The 23364-nt window shown below is 67.3% G+C and carries 22 protein-coding genes and 1 pseudogene; 15 read left to right on the top strand and 8 right to left on the bottom strand.

Features of this window, described 5'->3' with window-relative positions; genetic code table 11:
- Positions 1–58 precede the first annotated feature (58 nt).
- On the bottom strand, positions 59–964 hold the full coding sequence (locus tag MHEC_RS02865) for an alpha/beta hydrolase (protein WP_048889710.1): 906 nt from the start codon (positions 962–964) through the stop codon (positions 59–61).
- A 60-nt stretch (positions 965–1024) separates the two neighbouring features.
- Between MHEC_RS02865 and MHEC_RS02870 the strand changes: the two genes are divergently transcribed.
- Positions 1025–1654: a TetR/AcrR family transcriptional regulator gene (locus MHEC_RS02870; RefSeq protein ID WP_099868918.1), complete on the top strand. Its 630-nt coding sequence runs from the start codon at positions 1025–1027 to the stop codon at positions 1652–1654.
- 29 nt (positions 1655–1683) lie between these two features.
- On the opposite strand, the gene MHEC_RS02875 is transcribed toward MHEC_RS02870, so the two are convergent.
- Positions 1684–2541, bottom strand: a complete 858-nt coding sequence (locus MHEC_RS02875) for a DUF429 domain-containing protein (RefSeq protein WP_048889888.1) — start codon at positions 2539–2541, stop codon at positions 1684–1686.
- 40 nt (positions 2542–2581) lie between these two features.
- Between MHEC_RS02875 and purB the strand changes: the two genes are divergently transcribed.
- Genes purB through MHEC_RS02890 form a run of 3 tightly spaced genes read left to right on the top strand, consistent with a single transcriptional unit; the run spans position 2582 to position 6240 of the window.
- Entirely contained in the window at positions 2582–3997 is a 1416-nt protein-coding gene (purB, locus tag MHEC_RS02880; RefSeq protein ID WP_048889712.1) for an adenylosuccinate lyase, read from the top strand.
- A 3-nt stretch (positions 3998–4000) separates the two neighbouring features.
- Complete coding sequence (locus tag MHEC_RS02885) at positions 4001–5248, top strand: cytochrome P450 (protein ID WP_048889713.1); 1248 nt, start codon at positions 4001–4003, stop codon at positions 5246–5248.
- On the top strand, positions 5245–6240 hold the full coding sequence (locus MHEC_RS02890; protein ID WP_048889714.1) for a tellurite resistance/C4-dicarboxylate transporter family protein: 996 nt from the start codon (positions 5245–5247) through the stop codon (positions 6238–6240). Before MHEC_RS02885 ends, MHEC_RS02890 begins: the two co-directional genes overlap by 4 nt.
- Positions 6241–6339: 99 nt before the next feature.
- On the opposite strand, the gene MHEC_RS02895 is transcribed toward MHEC_RS02890, so the two are convergent.
- Entirely contained in the window at positions 6340–6954 is a 615-nt protein-coding gene (locus tag MHEC_RS02895) for a hypothetical protein (RefSeq protein ID WP_048889715.1), read from the bottom strand.
- Between the two features lie 54 nt (positions 6955–7008).
- Between MHEC_RS02895 and MHEC_RS02900 the strand changes: the two genes are divergently transcribed.
- Both MHEC_RS02900 and MHEC_RS02905 read left to right on the top strand, forming a co-directional pair.
- Entirely contained in the window at positions 7009–7902 is an 894-nt protein-coding gene (locus MHEC_RS02900; protein ID WP_048889716.1) for a phosphoribosylaminoimidazolesuccinocarboxamide synthase, read from the top strand.
- 47 nt (positions 7903–7949) lie between these two features.
- Positions 7950–10103 carry a S9 family peptidase gene (locus MHEC_RS02905; protein ID WP_048889889.1) on the top strand — a complete coding sequence of 718 codons (2154 nt, stop codon included), beginning with the start codon at positions 7950–7952 and terminating at the stop codon, positions 10101–10103.
- Here MHEC_RS02905 and MHEC_RS02910 read toward each other — a convergent pair.
- Positions 10032–10478, bottom strand: coding sequence for a DoxX family protein (locus MHEC_RS02910; RefSeq protein WP_048889717.1), 447 nt, complete (start codon positions 10476–10478; stop codon positions 10032–10034). The two genes, MHEC_RS02905 and MHEC_RS02910, sit on opposite strands and share 72 nt — an antisense overlap.
- A 98-nt stretch (positions 10479–10576) precedes the next feature.
- Here MHEC_RS02910 and MHEC_RS02915 point away from each other — a divergent pair, with 98 nt between their 5' ends.
- The gene (locus MHEC_RS02915; RefSeq protein WP_048889890.1) at positions 10577–11149 is read left to right on the top strand and encodes a TetR/AcrR family transcriptional regulator; all 573 of its coding nucleotides are present in this window, start codon (positions 10577–10579) and stop codon (positions 11147–11149) included.
- Here the strand turns inward: MHEC_RS02915 and MHEC_RS02920 are convergent.
- Complete coding sequence (locus tag MHEC_RS02920; RefSeq protein ID WP_048889891.1) at positions 11146–12588, bottom strand: DHA2 family efflux MFS transporter permease subunit; 1443 nt, start codon at positions 12586–12588, stop codon at positions 11146–11148. The genes MHEC_RS02915 and MHEC_RS02920 overlap by 4 nt on opposite strands.
- A gap of 188 nt (positions 12589–12776) precedes the next feature.
- Here MHEC_RS02920 and MHEC_RS02925 point away from each other — a divergent pair, with 188 nt between their 5' ends.
- Positions 12777–13481 carry a DUF2334 domain-containing protein gene (locus tag MHEC_RS02925; RefSeq protein ID WP_048889718.1) on the top strand — a complete coding sequence of 235 codons (705 nt, stop codon included), beginning with the start codon at positions 12777–12779 and terminating at the stop codon, positions 13479–13481.
- Positions 13482–13508: 27 nt separating this feature from the next.
- Positions 13509–15182, top strand: coding sequence for an FAD-binding dehydrogenase (locus MHEC_RS02930; RefSeq protein WP_048889719.1), 1674 nt, complete (start codon positions 13509–13511; stop codon positions 15180–15182).
- 70 nt (positions 15183–15252) lie between these two features.
- Here MHEC_RS02930 and MHEC_RS02935 read toward each other — a convergent pair whose 3' ends face one another.
- The gene (locus MHEC_RS02935) at positions 15253–15891 is read right to left on the bottom strand and encodes an MBL fold metallo-hydrolase (protein ID WP_048889720.1); all 639 of its coding nucleotides are present in this window, start codon (positions 15889–15891) and stop codon (positions 15253–15255) included.
- A gap of 32 nt (positions 15892–15923) precedes the next feature.
- Here MHEC_RS02935 and MHEC_RS02940 point away from each other — a divergent pair, with 32 nt between their 5' ends.
- From MHEC_RS02940 to purQ, 3 genes are all read left to right on the top strand, one after another.
- Positions 15924–16601: a hypothetical protein gene (locus MHEC_RS02940; RefSeq protein WP_048889721.1), complete on the top strand. Its 678-nt coding sequence runs from the start codon at positions 15924–15926 to the stop codon at positions 16599–16601.
- Between the two features lie 70 nt (positions 16602–16671).
- Positions 16672–16911 carry a phosphoribosylformylglycinamidine synthase subunit PurS gene (purS, locus tag MHEC_RS02945; protein WP_048889722.1) on the top strand — a complete coding sequence of 80 codons (240 nt, stop codon included), beginning with the start codon at positions 16672–16674 and terminating at the stop codon, positions 16909–16911.
- Complete coding sequence (gene purQ / locus MHEC_RS02950; RefSeq protein WP_048889723.1) at positions 16908–17582, top strand: phosphoribosylformylglycinamidine synthase subunit PurQ; 675 nt, start codon at positions 16908–16910, stop codon at positions 17580–17582. Before purS ends, purQ begins: the two co-directional genes overlap by 4 nt.
- Before the next feature lies 1 nt (position 17583).
- On the opposite strand, the gene MHEC_RS02955 is transcribed toward purQ, so the two are convergent.
- Entirely contained in the window at positions 17584–18381 is a 798-nt protein-coding gene (locus MHEC_RS02955; protein ID WP_048889724.1) for a family 1 encapsulin nanocompartment shell protein, read from the bottom strand.
- Positions 18378–19367, bottom strand: coding sequence for a Dyp-type peroxidase (locus tag MHEC_RS02960; protein ID WP_071700328.1), 990 nt, complete (start codon positions 19365–19367; stop codon positions 18378–18380). Before MHEC_RS02960 ends, MHEC_RS02955 begins: the two co-directional genes overlap by 4 nt.
- A gap of 49 nt (positions 19368–19416) precedes the next feature.
- On the opposite strand from MHEC_RS02960, the gene MHEC_RS02965 reads away from it, so the two are divergent.
- From MHEC_RS02965 to purL, 3 genes and pseudogenes are all read left to right on the top strand, one after another.
- Positions 19417–20673, top strand: coding sequence for a M18 family aminopeptidase (locus tag MHEC_RS02965; RefSeq protein WP_048889726.1), 1257 nt, complete (start codon positions 19417–19419; stop codon positions 20671–20673).
- Positions 20674–20721: 48 nt separating this feature from the next.
- Positions 20722–20942: pseudogene (locus MHEC_RS02970) on the top strand (VOC family protein); the annotation flags it as partial.
- 125 nt (positions 20943–21067) lie between these two features.
- Positions 21068–23362, top strand: a complete 2295-nt coding sequence (purL, locus tag MHEC_RS02975; RefSeq protein WP_048889727.1) for a phosphoribosylformylglycinamidine synthase subunit PurL — start codon at positions 21068–21070, stop codon at positions 23360–23362.
- The last annotated feature ends 2 nt before the right edge of the window (positions 23363–23364 follow it).

A 23364-nucleotide genomic window follows, 5' to 3' on the forward strand; every position in this document is an offset into this window, starting at 1 on the left:
CGCTCTTGGTGAACAGTTGTACACCCCTGCCGGGCGGGGCCGCACACCGGGAGGATCGCTAAGCGACGAGCAGCGGGGCGATCCAGGTGAGCTCGGCGGGCAGCTGCGAACTCCAGAAACCGGCGTCGTGTCCGCCCGGTGAGAAGCCGCCCGCCGGCGGATTGGGCAGCTGCGCCACGAATTGCCGGGTCGCTGCATAGAACGGGTCACTGTTGCCACAGTCCACCCGGATCGGGATGGCCGCCAGCGCAGGCTGGCCGAACACCGAATTCGCCGACCAGTCGTCGGCGCCGTCGAACGCTCCCGGCGCAGTCGCCCCGGGCGACAGCCACAGCGCCGGGCTCACCGCGCAGATCGCCGCGGTGCGGGCCGGACCCAGCCGGCTGCCGAGCAGCAGTGCGCCGTAGCCACCCATCGACCAGCCCAAAAACGCCACCCGCGACGTGTCCAGGCCCTGGGTGCTCAGCATCGGTATCAACTCGTTTAGCACCATGGCACCCGAGTCCTCGCCGGAAACCCTTTTGTGCCAATAGCTTCCGCCGCCGTCGACGGCGACCACCGCGAACGGCGGCAGACCGGCCCGGACCGCCTGAGCGAGCCCCTGCTCGACGCCGCCGGCCATTACCGTGGCCGCGTCAGAGCCCTTGCCGTGCAACGCGATGACCGGTCGCAAGGCTTTGGTCTGACCAGGCGGGCGGGCGATAGCCCAGTTGGTCGAGATCCCGCCGCGCGCGGCCGACACAAACGAGCCGGTTGACATTGTCGGCGCCGCAGCCGGTGCTGGTTCCAGTGGTGGGGCCGGCGCCAGCGGAACGCCGGTGGCCGCCATCGACACCGGCACGGCAACCGCGCGCCGTGAATGCAGCTGCGCGCCCAGCGCATAAGCGCTCACAGCTCCGGCCGCCGCGCTGACACCCAGGCGCAGCACGGCCCGACGGGTCACCTCGGGCATGCGGGCCATCATAAGTGCAGCCGCATGGCCGTTTATCCGAAAGGCCGATGCGGCACCTACTGAACTGGCAGCATGACGGGGGTGACCGCAGCTGTTACCCCCAAGGGAGAACGCCGGCGGTACGCGCTGGTCACCGCAGCCGCTGAGTTGCTGTGTGAGGGTGGGTTCGAGGCGGTGCGGCACCGGGCCGTCGCGCACCGGGCGGGGCTGCCGTTGGCGTCGACCACCTACTATTTCTCGTCTTTGGACGAGCTCATCGCCAGCGCCGTCGAACACATCGGGATGCTGGAGGTTGCGCAGCTGCGGGCCCGGGTGGCCGCGCTGTCGCGGCGCCGCCGCGGCCCCGAAACCACCGCTGACGTGTTGGTCGACCTGCTGGTCAGCGGCGCGTCGGATCCCGGGCTCAAAGACCAGCTGACCTCGCGCTACGAGCGCTACATCGCCTGCGCGCGCCTGCCCGCGTTGCGCGACATCCAGCGCCGGATCCTGCGACAGCGCGCCGACGCCATCGCCGAAGCGGTCGAACGATCCGGTCGCTCGGTGCGCATCGGCCTGGTCTCCACGATGATCTGCGCGGTCGACGGCGCGGTGATCTGCGCACTCGTCGACGACCGGCAGGACCCGCGCGCCGCCGCGCGGGCGACGCTGCTCGAAATCATCGACGTCTTCGCGCCTTTCGAGCAGCCTCCGGTTGCTATTTGACGGCCGCGGCTGCCGTGGAAACCGTCGGATCAGCGCCCGTCTGGCGGTGGCGAAAGTTGCCGCCGAAGCGCTTCCAATTCGAGCTGGGCGTCCTCGAGGAGTGCGGCGAGGCGGGCGAGCCGCTGCTCGACGTCGTCGGGGTCGTGCGCTTTCGCGTTGTGGGTATCGCTGGCAAGCGACGGGGTGACGATGTAGCCGGTCGCGCCGTCACCGTAAATGGCGACGTCTTCCGGGCGGTGATACCAGTACAGCGCGACGTAGGCGCACAGCACGGCGTCGACAGGATCTTCGGCGCCGTCTAACTGCACCGGGCGGGTCGCCGCGGTGACCCTGTTGCGCAACTCGACCCAGGCCACGTTGTGGTTAACCCGAAGTCGGGGCGTCGCCTCATCCAGCCGCTCGATCAGCGTCATCAGCTGCAGCAACTCGCGCTGGCGGGTGCCGAGCGGGCCGCGCTTGTACTTCAATGTGCGATCCAGGCCGAACAGCACCACGGTGGCCGGATGTGGATACACCTCGATGGCTCGTCGCTGGGCCTGCGAGTGCGGGTCGATGTCGAGGCCCAGCGCGCCGGCCAGTCTCGCCCCGCGCGGAACGTCCGCAAATTCAGGCCTGCCGGTATAGGCCGGGCGCGCGCCAGCCTCGAACCTGCCGAAATCGCGGTTGAGCGCCTTCTCGCAGGGCCGATACCCAGTCGGGTTCGTCACGATCAGCGGCGCGTCGAACGCGACCAGGCAGTCGTCACGGATGTAGGGCGACAGCGCGTTCTCGATGCTCGCGTCGTCGAGCGCCGTACCGACATGCACCAGCCGGCCGGCGGCGTCGACCACCGCGACACCGCTTTGGCTGATTTCGCCCCATGCAAGATCGACGCCGACGAAGTACATTCGCCCAGCTTGCCGCATCACGACCGTAAGCTGTGTCGTTGTGAGCATCCCCGACGTGCTGGCCGGCCGCTACGCCAGCGCCGACATGGTCGCGATCTGGTCGCCGCAGGCCAAGGTCGTCGCGGAACGGCGGCTGTGGCTGGCGGTGCTGCGGGCACAGGCGGAGCTCGGCGTCGACGTGCCGGAGCAGGTGATCGCCGATTACGAACGGGTGCTCGAAGACGTCGACCTGGCCTCTATCGCGGCGCGCGAGCGGGTGTTGCGCCACGACGTCAAGGCACGCATCGAAGAGTTCAACACGCTGGCCGGTCACGAGCACATCCACAAGGGCATGACCAGCCGCGACCTCACCGAGAACGTCGAGCAGCTGCAGATCCGCAGGTCGTTGGAATTGGTGTTCAGCCACGGCGTGGCCGTCGCGGCGAGGCTGGCCGAACGGGCCCTGACCTATCGCGATGTGGTGATGGCCGGGCGCAGCCACAACGTCGTCGCCCAGGCCACCACCTTGGGTAAGCGGTTCGCCTCGGCGGCGCAGGAGACGCTGATCGCGTTGACCCGGCTGCGTGAGCTGATCGACCGCTATCCGCTGCGCGGCATCAAGGGCCCGATGGGCACCGCGCAGGACATGCTCGACCTGTTGGACGGGGATGCGGCGAAGCTGGCCGAACTCGAGCGGCGCGTCGCTGAATCTTTGGGTTTTTCAACGGTTTTGACCAGCGTCGGGCAGGTGTATCCGCGCTCGCTGGATCACGACGTGGTATCTGCGCTGGTGCAGTTGGGCGCCGGCGCGTCGTCGCTGGCGCATACCATTCGGCTGATGGCCGGGCACGAGCTGGTCACTGAGGGTTTTGCGCCCGGACAAGTCGGATCCTCGGCGATGCCACACAAAATGAACACCCGCAGCTGCGAACGGGTCAACGGTCTGCAAGTGGTGCTGCGCGGTTACGCGGCGATGACCGCCGAACTGGCCGGTGCACAGTGGAACGAGGGTGACGTGTCGTGCTCGGTGGTGCGCCGAGTAGCGTTGCCGGACAGCTTCTTTGCCGTCGACGGGCAGATCGAGACCTTTTTGACGGTGCTCGACGAGTTCGGGGCCTACCCCGCGGTGATCCAGCGCGAGCTGGACCGCTATCTGCCGTTTTTGGCCACTACCAAGGTTTTGATCGCCGCGGTGCGCGCCGGCATGGGCCGGGAGTCGGCGCACGAGGTGATCGGCGAGCACGCCGTCGCGGCCGCACTGGCCATGCGCGACGGCGGTGAGCCCGAGCTGCTGGAGCGGCTGGCCGCCGACCCCCGGTTGCCGCTGGACCGCCGCGCGCTGGAAGCGGTGCTGGCCGACCGGCAGACCTTCGTCGGCGCCGCCGACGACCAGGTCGACGCGGTGGTGGCGCAGGTCGATGCGCTGGTCAGCCGCTACCCGGATGCCGCCAAGTACACTCCGGGTGCGATTCTGTAGGCCATGACCGTCTCGGTTGCGCTCTCCCAGATCGACTTCACCGACCTGGACAACTTCGCCAACGGTTTTCCCCATCACCTGTTCGCGATCCATCGCCGCGAAGCGCCGGTGTTCTGGCATGAGCCGACCGAGCACACACCCGACGGAGAGGGTTTCTGGTCAGTGGCCACGTACGCAGAAACCCTTGCGGTGCTGCGTGATCCTTCGACCTTCTCGTCGGTGACCGGCGGTGAGCGACCGTACGGCGGCACGGTGCTGCAAGACCTGCCCATCGCTGGCCAAGTGCTCAACATGATGGACGACCCACGGCACACGCACATCCGCCGCCTGGTCAGCTCGGGGCTGACGCCGCGGATGATCCGGCGCGTCGAAGACGATCTGCGGGGGCGGGCGCGCCGGCTGCTCGACCGTGTTACCCCGGGTGTGGCGTTCGATTTCGTCGTCGATATCGCCGCCGAGCTGCCGATGCAGATGATCTGCATTCTGCTGGGAGTGCCGGAGGCCGACCGGCACTGGCTGTTCGAGGCGGTCGAGCCCGGATTCGATTTCGGCGCTTCGCGCACCGCGTCCATGCCGCGGCTGAATGTCGAAGACGCCGGGTCGCAGTTGTATGCCTACGGGCAGGAGCTGATCGCGCGCAAACGCGCCCAACCCGCCGACGACATGCTCTCCACGGTCGTGACCGCCACCATCGATGACCCTGCGGCGCCCTGCCTGTCCGACGCCGAGCTGTACCTGTTCTTCCACCTGTTGTTCAGCGCGGGCGCGGAGACCACCCGCAACGCCATCGCCGGCGGGCTGCTCGCGTTGGCCGAACGCCCCGAGCAGTGGCGCCGCTTGCGCAGCGACGGCGAGTTGTTGGCGACGGCGATCGAAGAGATGGTGCGGTGGACGTCGCCGTCGCCGTCGAAGCGGCGCACCGCCACCCGGGCAGTCACCCTGGGCGGCCAGCCGATCAACGCCGGTCAGAAAGTCCTGGTGTGGGAAGGCTCGGCCAACCGCGACCCCAATGTATTCGACCAACCCGACGAATTTGATATCACTCGAAAACCCAATCCGCACTTAGGATTCGGCCAAGGCGTGCACTACTGCCTGGGCGCAAATCTGGCCCGGCTGGAGCTACGGGTGCTATTCGAGGAGCTGCTGGCGCGCTTCGAGGCGGTGCGCGTCGCGGCACCGGTCGAATGGGCTCGCAGCAACCGGCACACCGGCATCCGGCATCTGGTCGTGGAACTGCTCGCCCCGTCGTGACGCTGCGGTTCAGCAACATCGAGCTGACACCAGACGTTTTCGCGGCGGTGATGGCGACCGGTGTCTTGTCGATCGCCGCACGCAGCCATCAGTATCGGTTGCTCAGTGAGACGCTCGACGTGCTGGCCACGCTCGCCTTGCTGGTGCTTGTCGCCTTGGTGCTCGCCACCGCCGCCGTCAAACGACGGATCGCCGTTTGGGACGTTGCCGATCCTGATGTGACGCTGCGGTTGTTTAGCTTCGTCGCCGCATGTGCGGTAGTGGGCAGCCGGGTGGCTGCCCATGTGACGGTTGCCCAGATTCTTGGCGCAGTGGCGTTGTCGGCTTGGCTGGCGCTGGTCCTGATCACCGCGCGCAACATGTGGGGCACTGCGTGGCCTGCACTGCGGGACCGCTCGCACGGCGCCTGGGAACTGGCCAGCGTGGCCACCTCAGGCTTGGTGATCATGATGGTGCTGCTTGCCGATTACACCGGTCACCGCTGGTGGCTGGTGATCGCCATACCGTTGTGGGTTGCGGCGATGTGCCTCTACGGTGTGATGACTGCGCTGATCCTGCGGCGTGCTGTCGGGGAGCGACGACAACGCGACGGATTCGAGCCGGATAGCTGGATCCTGATGGGCGCGTTGGCCATTGCGACACTGGCCGGCGACTACATCCACCAGCTGGCCACCGGCTGGCTGGCCGGAAGCGTACGTGCAATCACGCAAGTGAGCTGGCTGGTGGCCACCTTGTGGATTCCTCCGCTGATCTACTTCGGGCTGCACCACATCAGCCGGCGGCCGGCGGCACTACAGTTTGCCGGTGTGTGGTGGGCGATGGTGTTTCCGCTGGGCATGTACTCAGCGGCCACCTATGCCATGGCGCTCGAGCTTGGTGTGCGCTCGCTGCAAACGGTTTCGCTGGTCTTCTTCTGGAACGCCTTGGCGGCGTGGCTGGTCGTGGTGGTCGCCGGGCTGCTACACGTGCCGCGCGTGCTGCTGCGGCGCTGACGGCGTTAATCGGTGCGGGATTCCTGGCTTTTGGCCATGGGGTCGTATGCGATGCCACGGCAGCAGGTGCGGATCGACAGCGGCTTGCCGACCGCCGTCCTAGCGGGTTTGCAGTCCCGCGGACCGCAGCTCGAGGGCCGCCAGGCCGGCGATCGTGACCGGATCCTCGCGGCGCCATGCGCCGACCGGATCGGCGTCGACCGCGGTCAGCCGGCGCAGCGGCCGGTTGGCCAAGGCCCGCAGCGCGAGCAGCTGTTCGCCGGCGGGCGTGGCGGCCAGCGCGGTCACGGTCCATTTGCGCCGGAAAAACCGCAGCCGCAGGAATAGCCACGGCATCACCACCGCCAGGATCGGCGGGGCGGCCACCGCCAGCGCCAGCAGCACGGCCAACCAGCTGGCAGTGGTGTCCAGGTTGTGGCCGGCGCCGGCGATGTCGAGGGCCGCGTCGCTGGCTGCGGTGAGCGGCTTGCTGACCGCGCCGCCCACCAGCGGGATACGTTCCGCGCTATGGCCCGCCGACTGCAGATTGGTGGCGATGCCGTGCGCGCCGCTGTTGACCTGCCGGCCCACTCCAGCGATGGCCGCCACGGCGGCGTGCACTGCCACGCCGACAAGCACCCATGCGGCCGTCCACAGGACGACGAAGATATCGCTGCACAGTTGGGCCAGCAACCGGCCGGGTCTGGTGGCGTAGGGCAGGTAGCGCAATCTCATAATCTCGATCCCAGCACAGTGTTGGTTCGCGCAGCTGCCGGATAGGCTGGCGCGATGCGTCCCGCTTTGTCCGACTACCAGCACCTGGCCAGCGGCAAGGTTCGTGAGCTGTACCGCATCGACGACAAGCACCTGCTGTTCGTCGCGACCGACCGGATCTCGGCCTTCGACTATGTCTTGGACAGCACGATCCCGGACAAGGGCCGTGTTTTGACCGCGATGAGTGTGTTCTTCTTCAACCTGGTTGACGCCCCCAATCATCTGGCCGGGCCACCTGACGACCCGCGGATTCCCGACGAGGTGCTCGGACGCGCGCTGGTGGTGCGGGAGCTGGAGATGGTTCCGGTAGAGTGCGTGGCCCGCGGCTACCTGACCGGCTCGGGGCTGGTGGACTACCAAAGGACCGGCAAACTCTGCGGCATCCCGTTGCCACCAGGCTTGGTTGAGGCCAGCAGGTTTCCGACCCCATTGTTTACTCCGGCGACGAAAGCCGAACTGGGACAGCACGATGAAAACATTCCGTTCGCACGGGTAATCGAGATGGTCGGAGCGGTGCGCGCCAATCAGCTGCGTGATCGTACGCTGCAAACCTACGTTCAGGCCGCCGACCATGCACTGAAGAGGGGAATCATCATCGCGGACACCAAGTTCGAGTTTGGCGTTGACGATCATGGCAACCTCGTGCTGGCCGACGAAGTGTTCACACCGGATTCGTCGCGGTACTGGCTGGCCGAAAATTACCGAGAAGGGGTGGTGCAGCACAGCTTCGACAAGCAGTTCGTCCGCAATTGGCTCACCAGCCCGGAATCGGGCTGGGACCGGACCGGCTCGAAGCCTCCGCCTGCGTTGCCGGAGCATATTATCGATGCGACCCGTGCCCGCTACATCGACGCCTACGAACGAATTTCGGGCCTGCGCTTCGACGACTGGATTGGCCCCGCGGCATGAGCGCCGGCGACGATGCAGAGCGCAGCGATGAGGAGGAGCGGCGCAATATGGCTCGCCCACCTGCGCTGCCCCCAGTGGCCAAACGGGTTGAGACTCGCCGCGTGTATCACGGCGACGTCTTCATTGATCCCTACGAGTGGCTGCGCGACAAATCCAGCCCTGAAGTCGTCGCGCACCTCGAAGCGGAAAATGCCTACGCCGACGCGATGACGGCGCACCTCGAGCCGCTGCGCCAACAGATTTTCGACGAGATCAAGGCGCGCACCAAAGAAACCGACCTGTCGGTGCCGACCCGTCGCGGTGACTGGTGGTATTACGTCCGCAGCTACGAAGGCAAGCAGTATGGTGTCCACTGCCGTTGCCCCGTGCGTGATCGGCATGACTGGAATCCGCCGATCTTTGACGAACACACCGAGATCCCCGGCGAGCAGGTGCTGCTGGACGAGAACGTCGAAGCCGAGGGTCACGACTTCTTTGCGCTCGGCGCCGCCGCCGTCAGCCCGGACGGCAACGTGCTCGCATACTCCGTCGACCACGTCGGTGACGAGCGATACACCCTGCGGTTCAAGGACCTACGCACAGGCGAGCGATACCCCGACGAGATTACCGGCATCGGCGCGGGGGTGACCTGGGCCACCGACAATCGCACGGTGTACTACGTGACGGTGGACGCGGCGTGGCGGCCCGACACCGTGTGGCGGCATCGGCTCAACTCGGGTTTGCCGAGTGAGAAGGTGTATCACGAAGCCGACGAACGGTTTTGGCTGGCGGTGGGGCGCACGCGCAGCGACGCCTATGTGCTGATCGTGTCCGGCTCCGCCATCACCTCGGAGGTGCGCTATGCCGACGCCGCCGACCCGCATGCGCAGTTCACCACCGTGCTGCCACGACGCGACGGCGTCGAGTATTCGGTGGAGCATGCGGTGGTCGGTGGCCAGGACCGGTTTTTGATCCTGCACAACGACGGTGCGATCAACTTCACCCTCGCCGAGGCTCCGGTCGACGATCCCACCGCCCAGCGCACATTGATCGCGCACCGCGACGATGTGCGGCTTGACGCGGTCGACGCCTTCGCGAGCCATCTGGTGGTCAGCTACCGGCGCGCGGCGTTGCCGCGCATCCAGCTGTGGCCCGTGCAGCCCGACGGGGGCTACGGGCGGCCGGAAGAGATCAGGTTCGACTCTGAGCTGATGTCGGCCGGGCTGGGTCCCAACCCGAGCTGGGATTCACCAAAACTTCGGATCGGAGCGGGGTCGTTTCTGACCCCGGTACAGATCTACGACGTCGACTTCGTCACCGGCGAGCGCACCCTGTTGCGCGAGCAGCCGGTGCTCGGTGACTACCGCCGCGAGGACTATGTCGAACGCCGGGACTGGGCCTACGCCGCCGACGGAGCCCGGATCCCGGTGTCGATCGTCCACCGCAAGGGCATCGAATTGCCGGCTCCTACACTGCTATACGGCTACGGCGCCTACGAGATCTGTGAGGACCCGCGCTTTTCCATCGCGCGGCTGTCCCTGCTGGACCGTGGAATGGTGTTCGTTATCGCCCATGTCCGCGGCGGCGGTGAGATGGGCCGGCTGTGGTACGAGCACGGCAAGCTACTGCAAAAAAAGAACACCTTCACCGACTTCGTGGCGGTGGCGCGGCATCTGGTGGAGGCGGGCGTAACCCGACCGCAGAACCTGGTGGCATTGGGCGGCAGCGCCGGTGGACTGCTGGTGGGCGCGGTGGCCAATATGGCGCCCGAGCTCTTCGCCGGCATCCTGGCGCAGGTACCGTTCGTCGATCCGCTGACCACCCTGCTCGACCCGTCCCTGCCGTTGACCGTCACCGAGTGGGACGAGTGGGGAAACCCCTTGCGCGACAGTGACGTCTACTTCTACATCAAATCGTATTCGCCGTACGAAAACATCACTGCGCAGGACTATCCCCCGATTCTGGCGATGACGTCGCTGCACGACACCAGGGTGTATTACGTCGAGCCCGCGAAGTGGGCAGCGGCGTTGCGGCACACCAAAACCGACACCAACCCGGTGCTATTGAAGACGCAGATGAGCGCCGGCCACGGCGGTATCAGCGGGCGCTACGAGCGGTGGAAAGAGGTGGCGTTCCAGTACGCGTGGCTGCTAGCTGCCGCCGATCGCGACCACTACGGCAGCACCCAGGTAGACGATCTCGTGAGCGATGCGCAGGGATAGCCGCGTCGTCATCGACTTGGGCGGGTTGGGCATCCGGGCTGCGTAGACGTTGGCCGGGAACATCGCCAGCATCAGCACCAGCAGGCACACCGCAGCAGCCGCCCGGGTAGCGGGCACCAGCAGGCCTGCGGCGCCGGCAAACTCCAGCACCCCGGTCACCGTCACCAGCAGTCGAGGCGCAGGCAGGCGGGGCGGCACGATCGCGATGAGGTCGCGGCGCAGCGGCGGCACGAAGTGCGCCACACCCGTCAACAGGAACATCGCGGCCAGGCCGACCGCGAGCGCCGTGGGCCAGCTGTCGAGATACTCGGCGCCGAACCAGCCGACGACCCGGGCCGCGACCGCGGCCACCAGCAGCGTGATCAACGGGGCCATCTCGTCGCTCCAATCTAGACACTGACAAGTTCGGGGTCGGAGCTGAGCATACGGTCGCCATCTAGTCACTGTCAAGATAGTTCGGTAGGGTGGTCGCCGTGAGCCGGCCGACGTATCACCACGGCGACTTGAGGGCCGTGATCTTGACTCAGGCAGCCCGACTGGTGGCCGAGCGGGGCGCGGATCGGGTGTCGCTGCGCGAGCTGGCCCGCGCAGCGGGGGTGTCGCACGCCGCGCCCGCGCACCACTTCGCCGATCGGCGTGGCCTGTTTACCGCGCTGGCCGCCGAGGGGTTCGAAATGCTGGCCGCAGCATTAATCGGCGCCCGGCACAGCTTCGTCGATGCGGCCTTGGCCTATGTGCGTTTTGCCTTGGAGCATCCGGGCCACTACCGGGTGATGTTCGACAAGTCGTTGGTGGATGCTTCCGACCCAAGGCTGGCCGTTGCGGAGGCCGCGGCGGCAGAAGAACTTTCCCGCGGCGTGGCCAGCTTGCGCGATCCCAAGGCCCGTGCCGACCCGGGCGGTGCCGAACTGGCCGCGTGGTCACTGGTGCACGGGTTCTCGATGCTGTGGCTCAACGACGCGGTGAGCGCCCGGGTGAAGGTCGTCGATCCGATGACGACCGTTGAGCGGATCGCGCGGATGCTCTTCGAAGCTCAACAAGGTTAGGGCGTCACCATCGGCGGCAGGCCCGGCGCCGCGGTTACCGGTTTCTTCGGCAGAAACGCCGCGGGGATGTAGGCCAGCACCGCCAAGACGGCAGCCACCACGAACACCGTTGTGTAGGCATGCTCTTTGCTGTGGTCGAGCTGGCTGGTCAAGAGCACCGACATCACCGCGGTGCTGATCGACGCCGCGATTTGCAGGTTGACATGGACCAGCGCCGAGCCGCGGGCGATTTGATGCGGCGCAAGCGACTGCACCGCGGCGGCTACCAACGGCATCGTCGTGCAACCCAGGCCCATACCCATCAGCAGCAGCGCCGCCAACAGCACCGGCAGATATCCCGCGTGTGTTGCCACACCGTAGGCAAAGGTGGCCATGCCGGCGCCGATCAGCGTAATACCGGCCAGGACCACCTTGCTCGGGCCGCGCTTGTCGAGCAGGATACCGGCGATCGGCATCGTCAGCAGCGCCCCGAGCCGCTCGGGCATCATGTGCAACCCGGACTGCAGCGCGGTCTGCTGCAGCAGTTGCTGAAAGCAACTCGGAATGAGCAGCACCGCACCGAAAAACGCAGCCGCGAAAAGCAATAGCGTCGAGTTAGCGGTGGTGACCTCCGAATTCGTGAACAGCCGCAGGTCGATCAGCGGGTTGTCCGTGCCCAGGGCGTGCCGCACGAATCCGCCGATCAGCGCAAGCCCGGCGGCCACGGGTACCCACACGTGAGGCTCGGCGATCGTGCCGTACGCCGGCAGGGATGACACCCCATAGAGGAACGCGGCCACGCCGGGCGACAGCAACAACATGCCGACGAAGTCGAACGTCTCGGACGGCGTTGTGCGATCCCTGGGAAAGGTCAGCGCCGCAAGGACAACCGCGCTCACCCCGATCGGCAGGTTGATCCGGAAGATCCACTCCCAGCTGTAAGCGTCGATCAGCCAGCCGCCCAGTATCGGCCCCGCGATCGGGCCGAGCATCATCGGGATGCCGAGCAGTGCCATCAGCCGGCCGATGCGCGCAGGCCCGGCCTCGCGCGTCAGGATGGTGACAGTCAGCGGCATGAGCATGCCGCCGCCCAGGCCCTGTAGCACCCGAAAGGTGATGAGCATCGCGACGTTTGGTGCCATCGCGCACAGCAACGAGCCGAGCGTGAACGCCAGCACCGAGCCGATGAACAGTCGCTTGGTGCCAAACCGGTCGGCGGCCCAACCCGCCAGCGGGATCACGGTGGCCAGCGCGAGTGTGTAGCCGGTCATCGTCCATGCCACGACGGCCTGGGTGGAGTGGAATTCGGTGATGAAGGTGCGTTGCGCGACACCGACGACCGTGGTGTCCAGGATCGCCATCACCACGGCCATCGCGCACACGCCAGCGGTCCGCAGGAGCCCGGCGTCGAGCTTGTCCGGATCGGTCCGTTCGCCGGTGGTCGGCTGGCGGTTGGGCATGACGGCGCGATGCACCAGACGAGCGTAGCGGCACTTAGCTGATCAAGCTAGTTTGCGCTGGGTTGCCCGCCGGTGGCCCGCGGCAATCGGGACCGTGTTGGCACACCAGCGCGCGGTGTGGCCGCTTCGACGCCGGTTGTCTGCGTGTTCGTCACCATCCAGAAACCTGGAATCGTCAGACTGGTGGCGTGTCTGGCAAATTGATCGTCTCGGTTTCCGGGATCGGCGAGCACACCCTGGCCGACGTCGACGCGTTCTGCGCACAGATGGATTCCCGGGGCGTGCCGGTGTCGTTGCTGGTGGCACCGCGGCTCAAGGGCGGCTACCGGCTCGACCGCGATCCGGGAACCGTTGAGTGGCTGGCCACCCGCCGCGCCGGTGGTGCCGCGATCGTGTTGCACGGCTACGACGAGGCCGCCACCAAAAAGCGCCGCGGCGAGTTCGCCACGTTGCCGGCCCACGAAGCCAACCTGCGGTTGATGGCGGCCGACCGGGTGCTCGAGCACCTCGGGCTACGCACCAGACTATTCGCACCGCCGCGCTGGCTGGCTTCACCGGGTACAGTCAAGGCTTTGCCTCGCAATGGTTTTCGATTGTTAGCGGAGCTGCACGGGATCACCGACTTGGTCCGTCACACCACGGTGCGCGCCCGGGTGCTCGGCATCGGGGAGGGCTTTTTGACCGAGCCGTGGTGGTGTCGGATGTTGGTGCTTTCGGCCGAGCGTGTTGCTCGCCGCGGCGGCATTGTCCGGGTCGCTGTTGCCGCCCGTCATCTGCGCAAGCCCGGGCCGTTGCAGGCGATGCTCGACGCCGTGGACCTGGCGTTGCTGCACCGCTGCACGCCCACCGTGTACGAGTGGCGGCCCGATCAGGCGGTTCCGGACGCCGCCTGACCGCCCCGGTCACTACCCTGTAGCGGCATGAGCGAAACCGCGGCCGGGTCGGCGGGGCAAGTCGCTGACGTCATCATCGTCGGGGCAGGGCTGGCCGGGCTGGTCGCCGCCTGCGAAGTCGCGGACCGGGGCCTGCGGGTGTTGATCCTCGACCAGGAAAACGCCGCCAACCTCGGTGGGCAGGCCTTCTGGTCATTCGGCGGGCTGTTCTTCGTCAACAGTCCCGAGCAACGCCGCCTCGGGGTGCACGACAGTCACGAGCTGGCGCTGCAGGATTGGCTGGGTACGGCGGGCTTCGACCGGCCGGAGGACTATTGGCCGCGCCAATGGGCCTATGCCTACGTCGATTTCGCGGCAGGGGAGAAGCGCAGCTGGTTGCGCGCTCGGGGCTTGCGGATTTTCCCGCTGGTGGGCTGGGCCGAACGCGGCGGGTATGACGCTCGCGGGCACGGCAACTCGGTGCCCCGTTTCCACATCACCTGGGGCACAGGGCCGGCGCTGGTCGAGATCTTCGCCCGCCAACTGCGGGACCGCTCGGCGGTGCGCTTCGCGCATCGCCACCGGGTCGACGAGCTGATCGTCGAGAATGGCGCGGTGACCGGGGTGCGGGGCAGCGTGCTGGAGCCCTCCGATCAACCGCGAGGGGTGCCGTCGTCCCGAAAGGTGATACATGACTTCGAATTTCGCGCGCCTGCGGTCATCGTCGCCAGCGGCGGCATTGGCGGCAATCATGACCTGGTGCGGCAGAACTGGCCCCAGCGGATGGGCCGGGTGCCCGAGCAACTGCTCAGCGGTGTGCCCGCACACGTCGACGGCAGGATGATCGGTATCGCCGAGAAGGCGGGCGCCCGGGTGATCAACCGGGACCGGATGTGGCACTACACCGAGGGCATCACCAACTACGACCCGATCTGGCCGCGGCACGGTATCCGGATCATCCCCGGACCGTCGTCGTTGTGGCTGGACGCCACCGGCAAGCGGCTGCCGGCACCGCTGTATCCGGGATTCGACACGCTCGGCACGCTGGAGTACATCGCCCGGTCGGGCTACGACTACACCTGGTTCGTGCTCAACGCCAAGATCATCGAAAAGGAATTCGCGCTGTCGGGCCAAGAGCAAAATCCCGACCTCACCGGACGCAGTGTGCGCCAGCTGTTACGCTCGCGCGCCGGATCCGGCCCGCCGGGTCCGGTGCAGGCGTTCGTCGACCGCGGCGTGGACTTCGTCACCGCTCATTCATTGCGCGAGTTGGTCACTGCCATGAACACCGTTCCCGATGTGGTGCCGCTGGATTATGCGACGGTGGCCGCGGAGGTCACCGCCCGCGACCGCGAAGTGGCCAACCGGTTCAGCAAGGACAGCCAGATCACCGCGATCCGCGCCGCCCGCGGCTATTGGGGTGACCGGCTGGGGCGGGTGGTGGCGCCCCACCGTCTCACCGATCCGAAGGCGGGCCCGTTGATAGCGGTCAAACTTCACATCTTGACCCGAAAGACATTGGGCGGATTGGAAACCGACCTGGATTCCCGGGTGCTCAAAGCCGACGGCACCCCACTCGACGGGTTGTATGCGGCCGGTGAAGCGGCCGGTTTCGGCGGCGGGGGCGTGCACGGCTACCGGGCGCTGGAAGGTACGTTCCTCGGCGGCTGCATCTTTTCCGGTCGTACCGCCGGCCGCGCCGCCGCCGCCGACATCGCTTAGTCCGGTTGCCGAGCAGACGCGAAATCGCATTATTTCGGCACGAAATGTGCGATTCTGCGTCTGCTCGCCGCTAGAAGGTGACCGCGCTCTCTTCGGGCAACACCTGAAAGTCGGTGGTGGTCATTTCGCTCAGCCGGCTGAAGTAGATGCCGCGCGCTTCCGGCGCAATGATGCCGTGGTGGATGGGCACCGCCCGCCGCGGCGCCACCGCCCGCAGGTAGTCGACGGCCTCCGAGATCTTCATCCACGGCGCCGCCGCCGGAGTGGCCAGCACATCCACCGGCTCGTCCGGGACGTACAGGGCATCACCGGGATGCATCAACCGGGCCGGATGCTCGCCATCCCCGACGAGGTAGGAGATGTTGTCTATCACCGGAATTTCGGGATGGATGACCGCGTGGCGTCCGCCGACCGCCCTGATGGTCAACGAGCCGACGGGTAGTTCGTCGCCGGGCCGCACGGCCCGGCATGGCCGGCCGAGCTGGGCGGCGGTCTGCGGATCGGCATACACCGCGGCGCCGGGGTTGGCGTCGATCAGCGCCGGCAGTCGCCTGGTGTCGACGTGGTCGGGGTGCTGGTGGGTGATCAGGATCGCCGCCAGGCCGCTGATCCCCTCGAAGCCGTGCGAGAAATTTCCCGGGTCGAACAGCACGGCGGTGTGGTCGAATGCGGCAAGCAGGCAGGAATGACCGAAATGCGTCAATTGCATGTCTACGATTGTGCGCTCGTGAGGGTGGTGCGATGCGGGTAATCCTGGCGACGGTGTTGCTCGCCGGCGGCCTGGCGGCCGCACAGGTGCCCGCAACCCCCGCACAGGCCGACCCGGAGACCTGCCCACCGGTGTGCGACCAGATCCCTGATACCGCGTGGATCGATCCGGGCGCGGTGCCGCTGAACGGGACGTACCGCTGGCCCACGCTGGCCCGGGTGGCGGCACCCGTGACCGGTACCGCCGCCGGACCGCGGTTTCGGTTCGAAGAGCTTTGTGCCACAACGCCTTTACCACGAGACCCACGTGAATATGCCGTCGCGAGCCGTGCGGCCGTGGCCAATCCCCCGGGCCAGTGGCAATTGCAGGCGCAGGTGCTGCACTGGCGCGGTGACACCGCGCGCGGCGGCCAGAACGCGTTTTCGGTGCTCACCTCCGCTGCCGCGGCATTGCGCGGCTGCCAGCTGGGCGCACCGAACCAGTCGGCGGCGATCACGGTCGACGAAACCAACCGGCTGGCAGCGGTGATCAGCGGGCCGGTGATCCTGCATACCTATCTGGTGGCCGAGCCGCAAAACAGCAGCCTCAGCGAACTGAGTCTGTGGTCGTCGTCGCCGCCGCAGACCCCCTGGCCCACGGTGTCGGACGCCCAGGTTCTCGACGCGATGACCGGCCCATTGTGCGCGGCCTACCTCGGCTCGTGTCCATGACCCGGCCCGGCGCCGGCTCGCCGGTAGAGTTGGCGCCGAAAAGTGCAGCTATCGACAGCGAGGAGCGTCCGTGGCCCGGGTGGTTGTGCATGTGATGCCCAAGGCCGAGATTCTCGACCCGCAGGGCCAGGCGATCGTCGGCGCACTGGGACGGCTCGGCCACGCCGGAATCTCAGATGTGCGGCAGGGCAAGAGGTTTGAGTTGGAGGTCGACGACACCGTCGACGATTCGGAGCTCGCCGAGATCGCGGAATCGCTGCTGGCGAACACGGTGATCGAAGACTGGACCATCAGCCGGGAACCGCGGTGACGGCCCGCATCGGCGTCATCACGTTTCCCGGCACACTCGACGACGTCGACGCGGCCCGGGCGGTACGTGTCGTCGGCGCCGAGGCGGTGGGTCTCTGGCACGCCGACCCTGATCTGCGGGGCGTCGACGCGGTCGTGGTGCCCGGCGGCTTCTCCTACGGCGACTATTTGCGCGCCGGCGCGATCGCGAGGTTCGCGCCGGTGATGAGCGAAGTGATCGCTGCCGCGGGCCGAGGGCTGCCAATCCTCGGTATTTGCAACGGTTTTCAGGTCTTATGTGAAGCGGGTCTGCTGCCCGGAGCGCTCACCCGCAACGCGGGTTTGCACTTCATCTGCCGCGACGTGTGGCTACGGGTGGAGTCGACGGCGACGGCGTGGACCTCGCGATTCGAGCCGGGCGCGAGACTGCTGGTGCCGCTGAAGTCCGGCGAGGGCCGCTACGTGGCCCCGCAGCGGGTGCTCGACGAACTGGAAGCCGAGGGGCGGATCGTGTTCCGCTATCTCGGCAACCCCAACGGCTCGCTGCGCGATATTGCGGGCATCAGCTCGGCCAACGGTCGGGTGGTCGGTTTGATGCCGCACCCCGAGCATGCCATCGAGGCGTTGACCGGCCCGTCCGATGACGGCCTCGACCTGTTCTATTCGGTGTTGGATTGTGTGTTGGCGGCCTGACTTACACGCTGAGCGCGACCGACGCCTCGGCGGTGTAGCACAGGAACGTCATCGTCTCCTGCAGGTACAGCTGCACGGTGTCGGCGTCGTGCGACAGGTAACCGATCGCGACGTCGGTGCCAAGTTGCAGGTCGAAGTCGCCGCCGCGGGTGGTCAGCACGAAGGCCCCGTCGATGGCCGGCGCCCAGATGATCTCGCCGTCGATAAGCCGGTTGATGTGCTCGCGGATCGGGTAGCCGTGTTCGGTGGTCTCGCTGACTTTGGTGTAGGCGTCGGCCGACAGCAACACCGAGTAGGGCCCGTCGACACCCGCCAGCCGCAGCCCGGACAGCGCCTGTGAGATCACGTCGGGGAACGCGCGGGCGTCCTTGGGCAGCTTGAGCGGTGTGTTCGAGCTGGCATTGCGGATACCTTCGATCGACGCGGCGCCGTAGCCTTCGAAGATGGCCCGGTCTTCGACGAAGGCCAGCTTCTTGGCGGCATCCTTAACCGGGTCCCAGTCGGAGTCCTTCGCGCCGCGCTCCACGTCGTCGATCTCCGATCGGGACAGTGTGAACGGAACCCGCAGGCGCACCAGCGGTTTGCTCGCCCGCAGATGCGCGATCACTCCTTCGGAAGGGGACGTTACGTCCGTCAGTCGACCGATGCCGACCGCCGCCATCGTGGGACCGCCGGGTCCGCTCACATCGACCACTCGACGCCCCGCGATGTGCCGTTTGAATGTCCGAGTCGCCTCCAGTTCGATGTCGGCCCACGCCGCTTCGGTGATCGGTGCCAGTTCGCGGTAGAGGTTGTTCATCGAGGGTTTCCTTTCAAACTGCCGATCGCCAGCGAGCCGTCTGACGGTAATTGCGGCAGTGGCGGTGGGTCGTCGAGAAAGTCGACGGTGGGACAGAAAAACAATCCACCGGTGAGAGCGGTGGAGAAGTCCAGGATGCGGTCGGTGTTGCCGGGCGGATTGCCGAGAAACATGTTGCGCAGCATCTGTTCGGTGACGGCGGGACTGCGGGAGTAGCCGATGTAGTACGTGCCGTACTCGCCCTTGCCCACCTCGCCGAACGGCATGTTGTGCCGCACGATCTTGAGCTCGTTGCCGTCGTCGTCTTCGACTTTGTTCAGCGCGATGTGGGAGTTCGCCGGCAAGGCGGCGTCGTCGAATTCGATGTCTTCCAACTTGGTTCGGCCGAACGCCCGCTCCTGCTCGGTGACCGACAACGCATTCCAGCCGGCCATGTCGTGCACGTACTTCTGCACATGCACATAGCACCCGCCGGCGAAGTCGGGATCCTCGTCGCCGATCTGAGTCGCGCCGGCGGCCTGCGGTCCATCGGGATTTTCGGTGCCGTCGACGAACCCGAGCAGGTCGCGGTTGTCGAAGAACCGGAAGCCGTGCACCTCGTCGACCACCGTCACGGCACCGGCCATCGCGTCCACCAGTCGGCTGGCCAGCTCGAAGCACACGTCCATCGTTTCGGCCCGGATGTGAAACAACAGATCCCCGGGCGTGGCGGGCGCAATGTGCCGCGGGCCCTTCAACGGTACGAACGGGTGCAGCTCGGCGGGCCGCGGACCGCAGAACAGCCGATCCCATGCATCCGACCCGATCGAGGCCACCACCGACAGGCGCTTGGCCGGGTCACGAAAACCGATCGCCCGCACCAGCCCCGAGATGTCGGGCAGCGTGTCATGCGCGGTTGCCTCACCGCCCTCGTCGATGGTGGCCACCAGGAAAATAGCTGCCGGCGTCAACGGTTGCAGGATCGGTTGCGGCTGCGCGGCAGGCATGGATTCGACCCTAACGTCCCGGCCCGTGCTGCGATGACAGGATGAGGACATGACAGCCACGGCGCGGGGTCTGTGCGAATTCATCGACGCATCGCCGTCGCCGTTCCACGTGTGTGCCACGGCGGCGCGTGCGCTGCGCGCCGCCGGGTTTGTCGAGTTGGCTGAAACCGACACCTGGCCCGGTGCCGGCAAATTCTTCACGGTGCGTGCTGGCTCGATGGTGGCGTGGCACAGCGCGGGCGCTTCGGCCGCGCCGTTTCGGGTGATCGGCGCCCACACCGACAGCCCCAATCTGCGCGTCAAACAGCGGCCCGACCGGGTGGTTGCGGGCTGGCAGGTAGTCGCGCTGCAGCCCTACGGGGGCGCCTGGCTGAACTCGTGGCTGGACCGCGACCTCGGGGTGAGCGGACGACTGTCCGTGCGTGACGGTGCCGGCATCAGCCACCGGCTGATTCGCATCGACGAACCGATCCTGCGGGTGCCGCAGCTGGCCATCCACCTGGCCGAAGACCGCAAGTCACTCACGCTGGACCCGCAGCACCACGTCAACGCGGTGTGGGCCGCCGGCGACACCACCCGCTCGTTTGTCGGCCAGGTCGCCGAGCGAGCTGGCGTGGGCGCCGACGACGTGCTCGGCTTCGATCTGATGACCCACGATCTGGCGCCCTCCACGCTGGCCGGACTTGACAGCCAGTTCGTCAGCGCACCCCGGCTGGACAACCAGGCCAGCTGCTATGCCGGCCTGGAGGCGCTGCTGGCCGCCGAGCCCGGCGGCTACCTGCCGGTGCTGGCGCTGTTCGACCACGAAGAGGTCGGTTCGACCTCCGATCACGGCGCCCAGTCCGAGCTGCTGCTGACCACACTGGAGCGGATCGTGCTGGCGACCGGCGGCGGCCGCGAGGATTTCCTGCGCCGCATGGCCGGATCCACACTGGCCTCAGCGGACATGGCGCACGCCACCCACCCCAACTACCCCGACCGCCACGAGCCCGGGCACCCGATCGCGATCAACGCCGGCCCGGTGCTGAAGGTCCACCCCAACCTGCGGTATGCCACCGACGGCCGCACCGCGGCGACCTTCGCACTGGCCTGCCAGCAGGCGGGCGTGGCGTTGCAGCGCTACGAACACCGGGCCGACCTGCCGTGCGGCTCGACGATCGGCCCGATCACCTCGGCGCGGACCGGCATCCCGACCGTCGACGTCGGCGCTCCCCAGCTGGCGATGCACTCCGCCCGCGAACTGATGGGCGCCGCCGACGTCGCCGCGTATTCGGCTGCGCTGCAGACGTTTTTGACGCCGCAGTGACATCGCCGCTCAGCGTCCGGCAAGCATGGACAGCTTATAGCGGTGAGCCGCCCGCAGGGTCCACGGCTGGGATTTCAGAAGGTGCCCGACCCCACGCCGGGCAAGAACCGGGTGCGCTTGGATTTCAGCACCGCCAACGTCGACGCTGCTGTGAGCCGGCTGCAAGCCGCCGGAGCCAGCCGCATCGGCCAGCACAGCATCGAATGACAGTGTTCGCCGGGTGGTGCCGGCCGACCCACGGCAACACGTTCCGCGTGGCCGGGCGCTAGGGCCCTGGGCGCCTCCTCGAGGCGCCTGCGCCGTGCGCTGCCCGCCGACGCGCACTGTTGCGGCAGTCGGCCCGTTCATGCCGGTGTGAACGGCTCTGCGACCACGCGGAACCTAGACTGGCTCCGTGACGTTCGGGCTCACTCACGCGGTCGATACCGTCGAGCGGGCCGCCGCCACCCCGGAACAGCCGCAACCCTTCCGCGAGCTCGGCCTCAAAGACGACGAGTACCAGCGCATCCGCGACATTTTGGGCCGACGACCCACCGACGTCGAGCTGGCGATGTATTCGGTGATGTGGAGCGAGCACTGCTCATATAAGTCGTCGAAGGTTCATCTGCGCTATTTCGGGCAGACCACCACCGACGAGATGCGGGCCGGGCTGCTGGCCGGGATCGGGCAAAACGCTGGCGTCGTCGACATCGGCGACGGCTGGGCCGTCACCTTCAAGGTCGAGTCGCACAACCACCCCTCCTACGTCGAGCCCTACCAGGGCGCGGCCACCGGGGTCGGCGGCATCGTGCGCGACATCATGGCGATGGGGGCGCGACCGGTGGCGGTGATGGACCAGCTGCGTTTCGGCCCGGTCGACGCCCCGGACACCCGCCGGGTGGTCGACGGCGTGGTGCGCGGGATCGGGGGATACGGCAATTCGCTGGGCCTGCCCAACATCGGCGGCGAAACCGTCTTCGACGCCTGCTACGCCGGCAATCCGTTGGTCAACGCGCTGTGCGTCGGCGTGTTGCGCAAAGAAGACCTGCACTTGGCCTTCGCCTCGGGCGCCGGTAACAAGATCATCCTGTTCGGTGCCCGCACCGGGCTCGACGGTATCGGCGGGGTGTCGGTGCTGGCGTCGGACACCTTCGGCGGTGACGAGGCCGGACCGGGCCGCAAGAAGCTGCCGTCGGTTCAGGTCGGTGACCCGTTCATGGAAAAGGTGCTCATCGAATGCTGCCTGGAGCTGTACGCCGCAGGTCTGGTGATCGGTATCCAGGATTTAGGTGGGGCCGGATTAGCCTGTGCCACTTCGGAATTAGCGTCTGCCGGGGACGGCGGCATGGACATCGAACTGGGCACTGTGCCATTGCGCACCCACAACATGACGCCCGCCGAGGTGCTGTGCAGCGAGTCGCAGGAGCGGATGTGCGCGGTGGTCGCGCCGGACAACGTGGACGCGTTTCTCGCGGTGTGCCGCAAATGGGAGGTGCCGGCCACCGTGATCGGCGAAGTCACCGACGGCGACCGGTTGCGCATCACCTGGCACGGCGAGACCGTCGCCGACGTGCCGCCGCGCACCGTGGCCCATGACGGGCCGGTATACCAGCGTCCACTGGCCCGGCCGGCCTCGCAGCACGCGTTGAATGCCGACCGGTCGAGCAGCCTGCCGCGGCCGGCCAGCGGCGACGAGCTGCGCGCCACTTTGCTTGCGCTGCTGGGCAGCCCGCACTTATGCAGCCGCAAGTTCATCACCGAACAGTACGACCGCTATGTGCGCGGCAACACCGTGCTGGCCGCGCACGCCGACGCCGGCATGCTGCGCGTCGACGAGTCCACCGGCCGCGGCATCGCGGTGTCCACCGACGCGTCGGGCCGCTACACGCTGCTCGATCCCTACGCCGGCGCCCAGCTTGCGCTGGCCGAGGCGTACCGCAACGTCGCGGTCACCGGAGCCACCCCGGTCGCGGTCACCAACTGCCTGAACTTCGGCTCACCGGAAGACCCGGCGGTGATGTGGCAGTTCGCCCAGGCGGTGCGCGGATTGGCCGACGGCTGTGCGGCCCTTGGCATTCCGGTGACCGGCGGCAACGTCAGCTTCTACAACCAAACCGGATCGACCCCGATCCTGCCCACCCCGGTCGTCGGTGTGCTCGGCGTCATCGACGACGTGCACCGGCGCATCCCGACCGATCTGGGTACCGAGCCGGGGGAGACGCTGATGTTGCTCGGCGAGACCCGGGACGAGTTCGACGGCTCGGTGTGGGCCCAGGTGACCGCCGACCACCTTGGCGGGCTGCCGCCGAAAGTCGACCTGCCCCGCGAGAAGCTGCTGGCCGAGGTGCTCAGCGCGGCGTCGCGTGACGGACTGGTCTCCGCGGCGCACGATCTGTCCGAAGGTGGCCTGGCCATCGCGGTGGTGGAGGCGGCACTGGCCGGCGAAACCGGTTGCCGCGTCGTGCTTCCCGACGGCATCGACCCCTTCGTGATGTTGTTCTCCGAGTCGGCCGGCCGAGTGTTGGTGGCGGTGCCGCGCACAGCGGAGAACCGGTTCCGGTCGCTGTGTGAGGTGCGTGGGCTGCCCGCCATGCGCATCGGAGTCGTCGACCCGGAGTCGGATGCCGTCGAATTTCGGGGCTTGTTCACCGTATCGCTGGCAGAACTGCGCGGCACCTCCGAAGCGGTGCTGCCCGCGCTGTTCGGATGAGT

The organism is Mycobacterium heckeshornense, from assembly GCF_016592155.1.
In the GTDB taxonomy this organism is placed as follows: Bacteria; Actinomycetota; Actinomycetes; order Mycobacteriales; family Mycobacteriaceae; genus Mycobacterium; species Mycobacterium heckeshornense.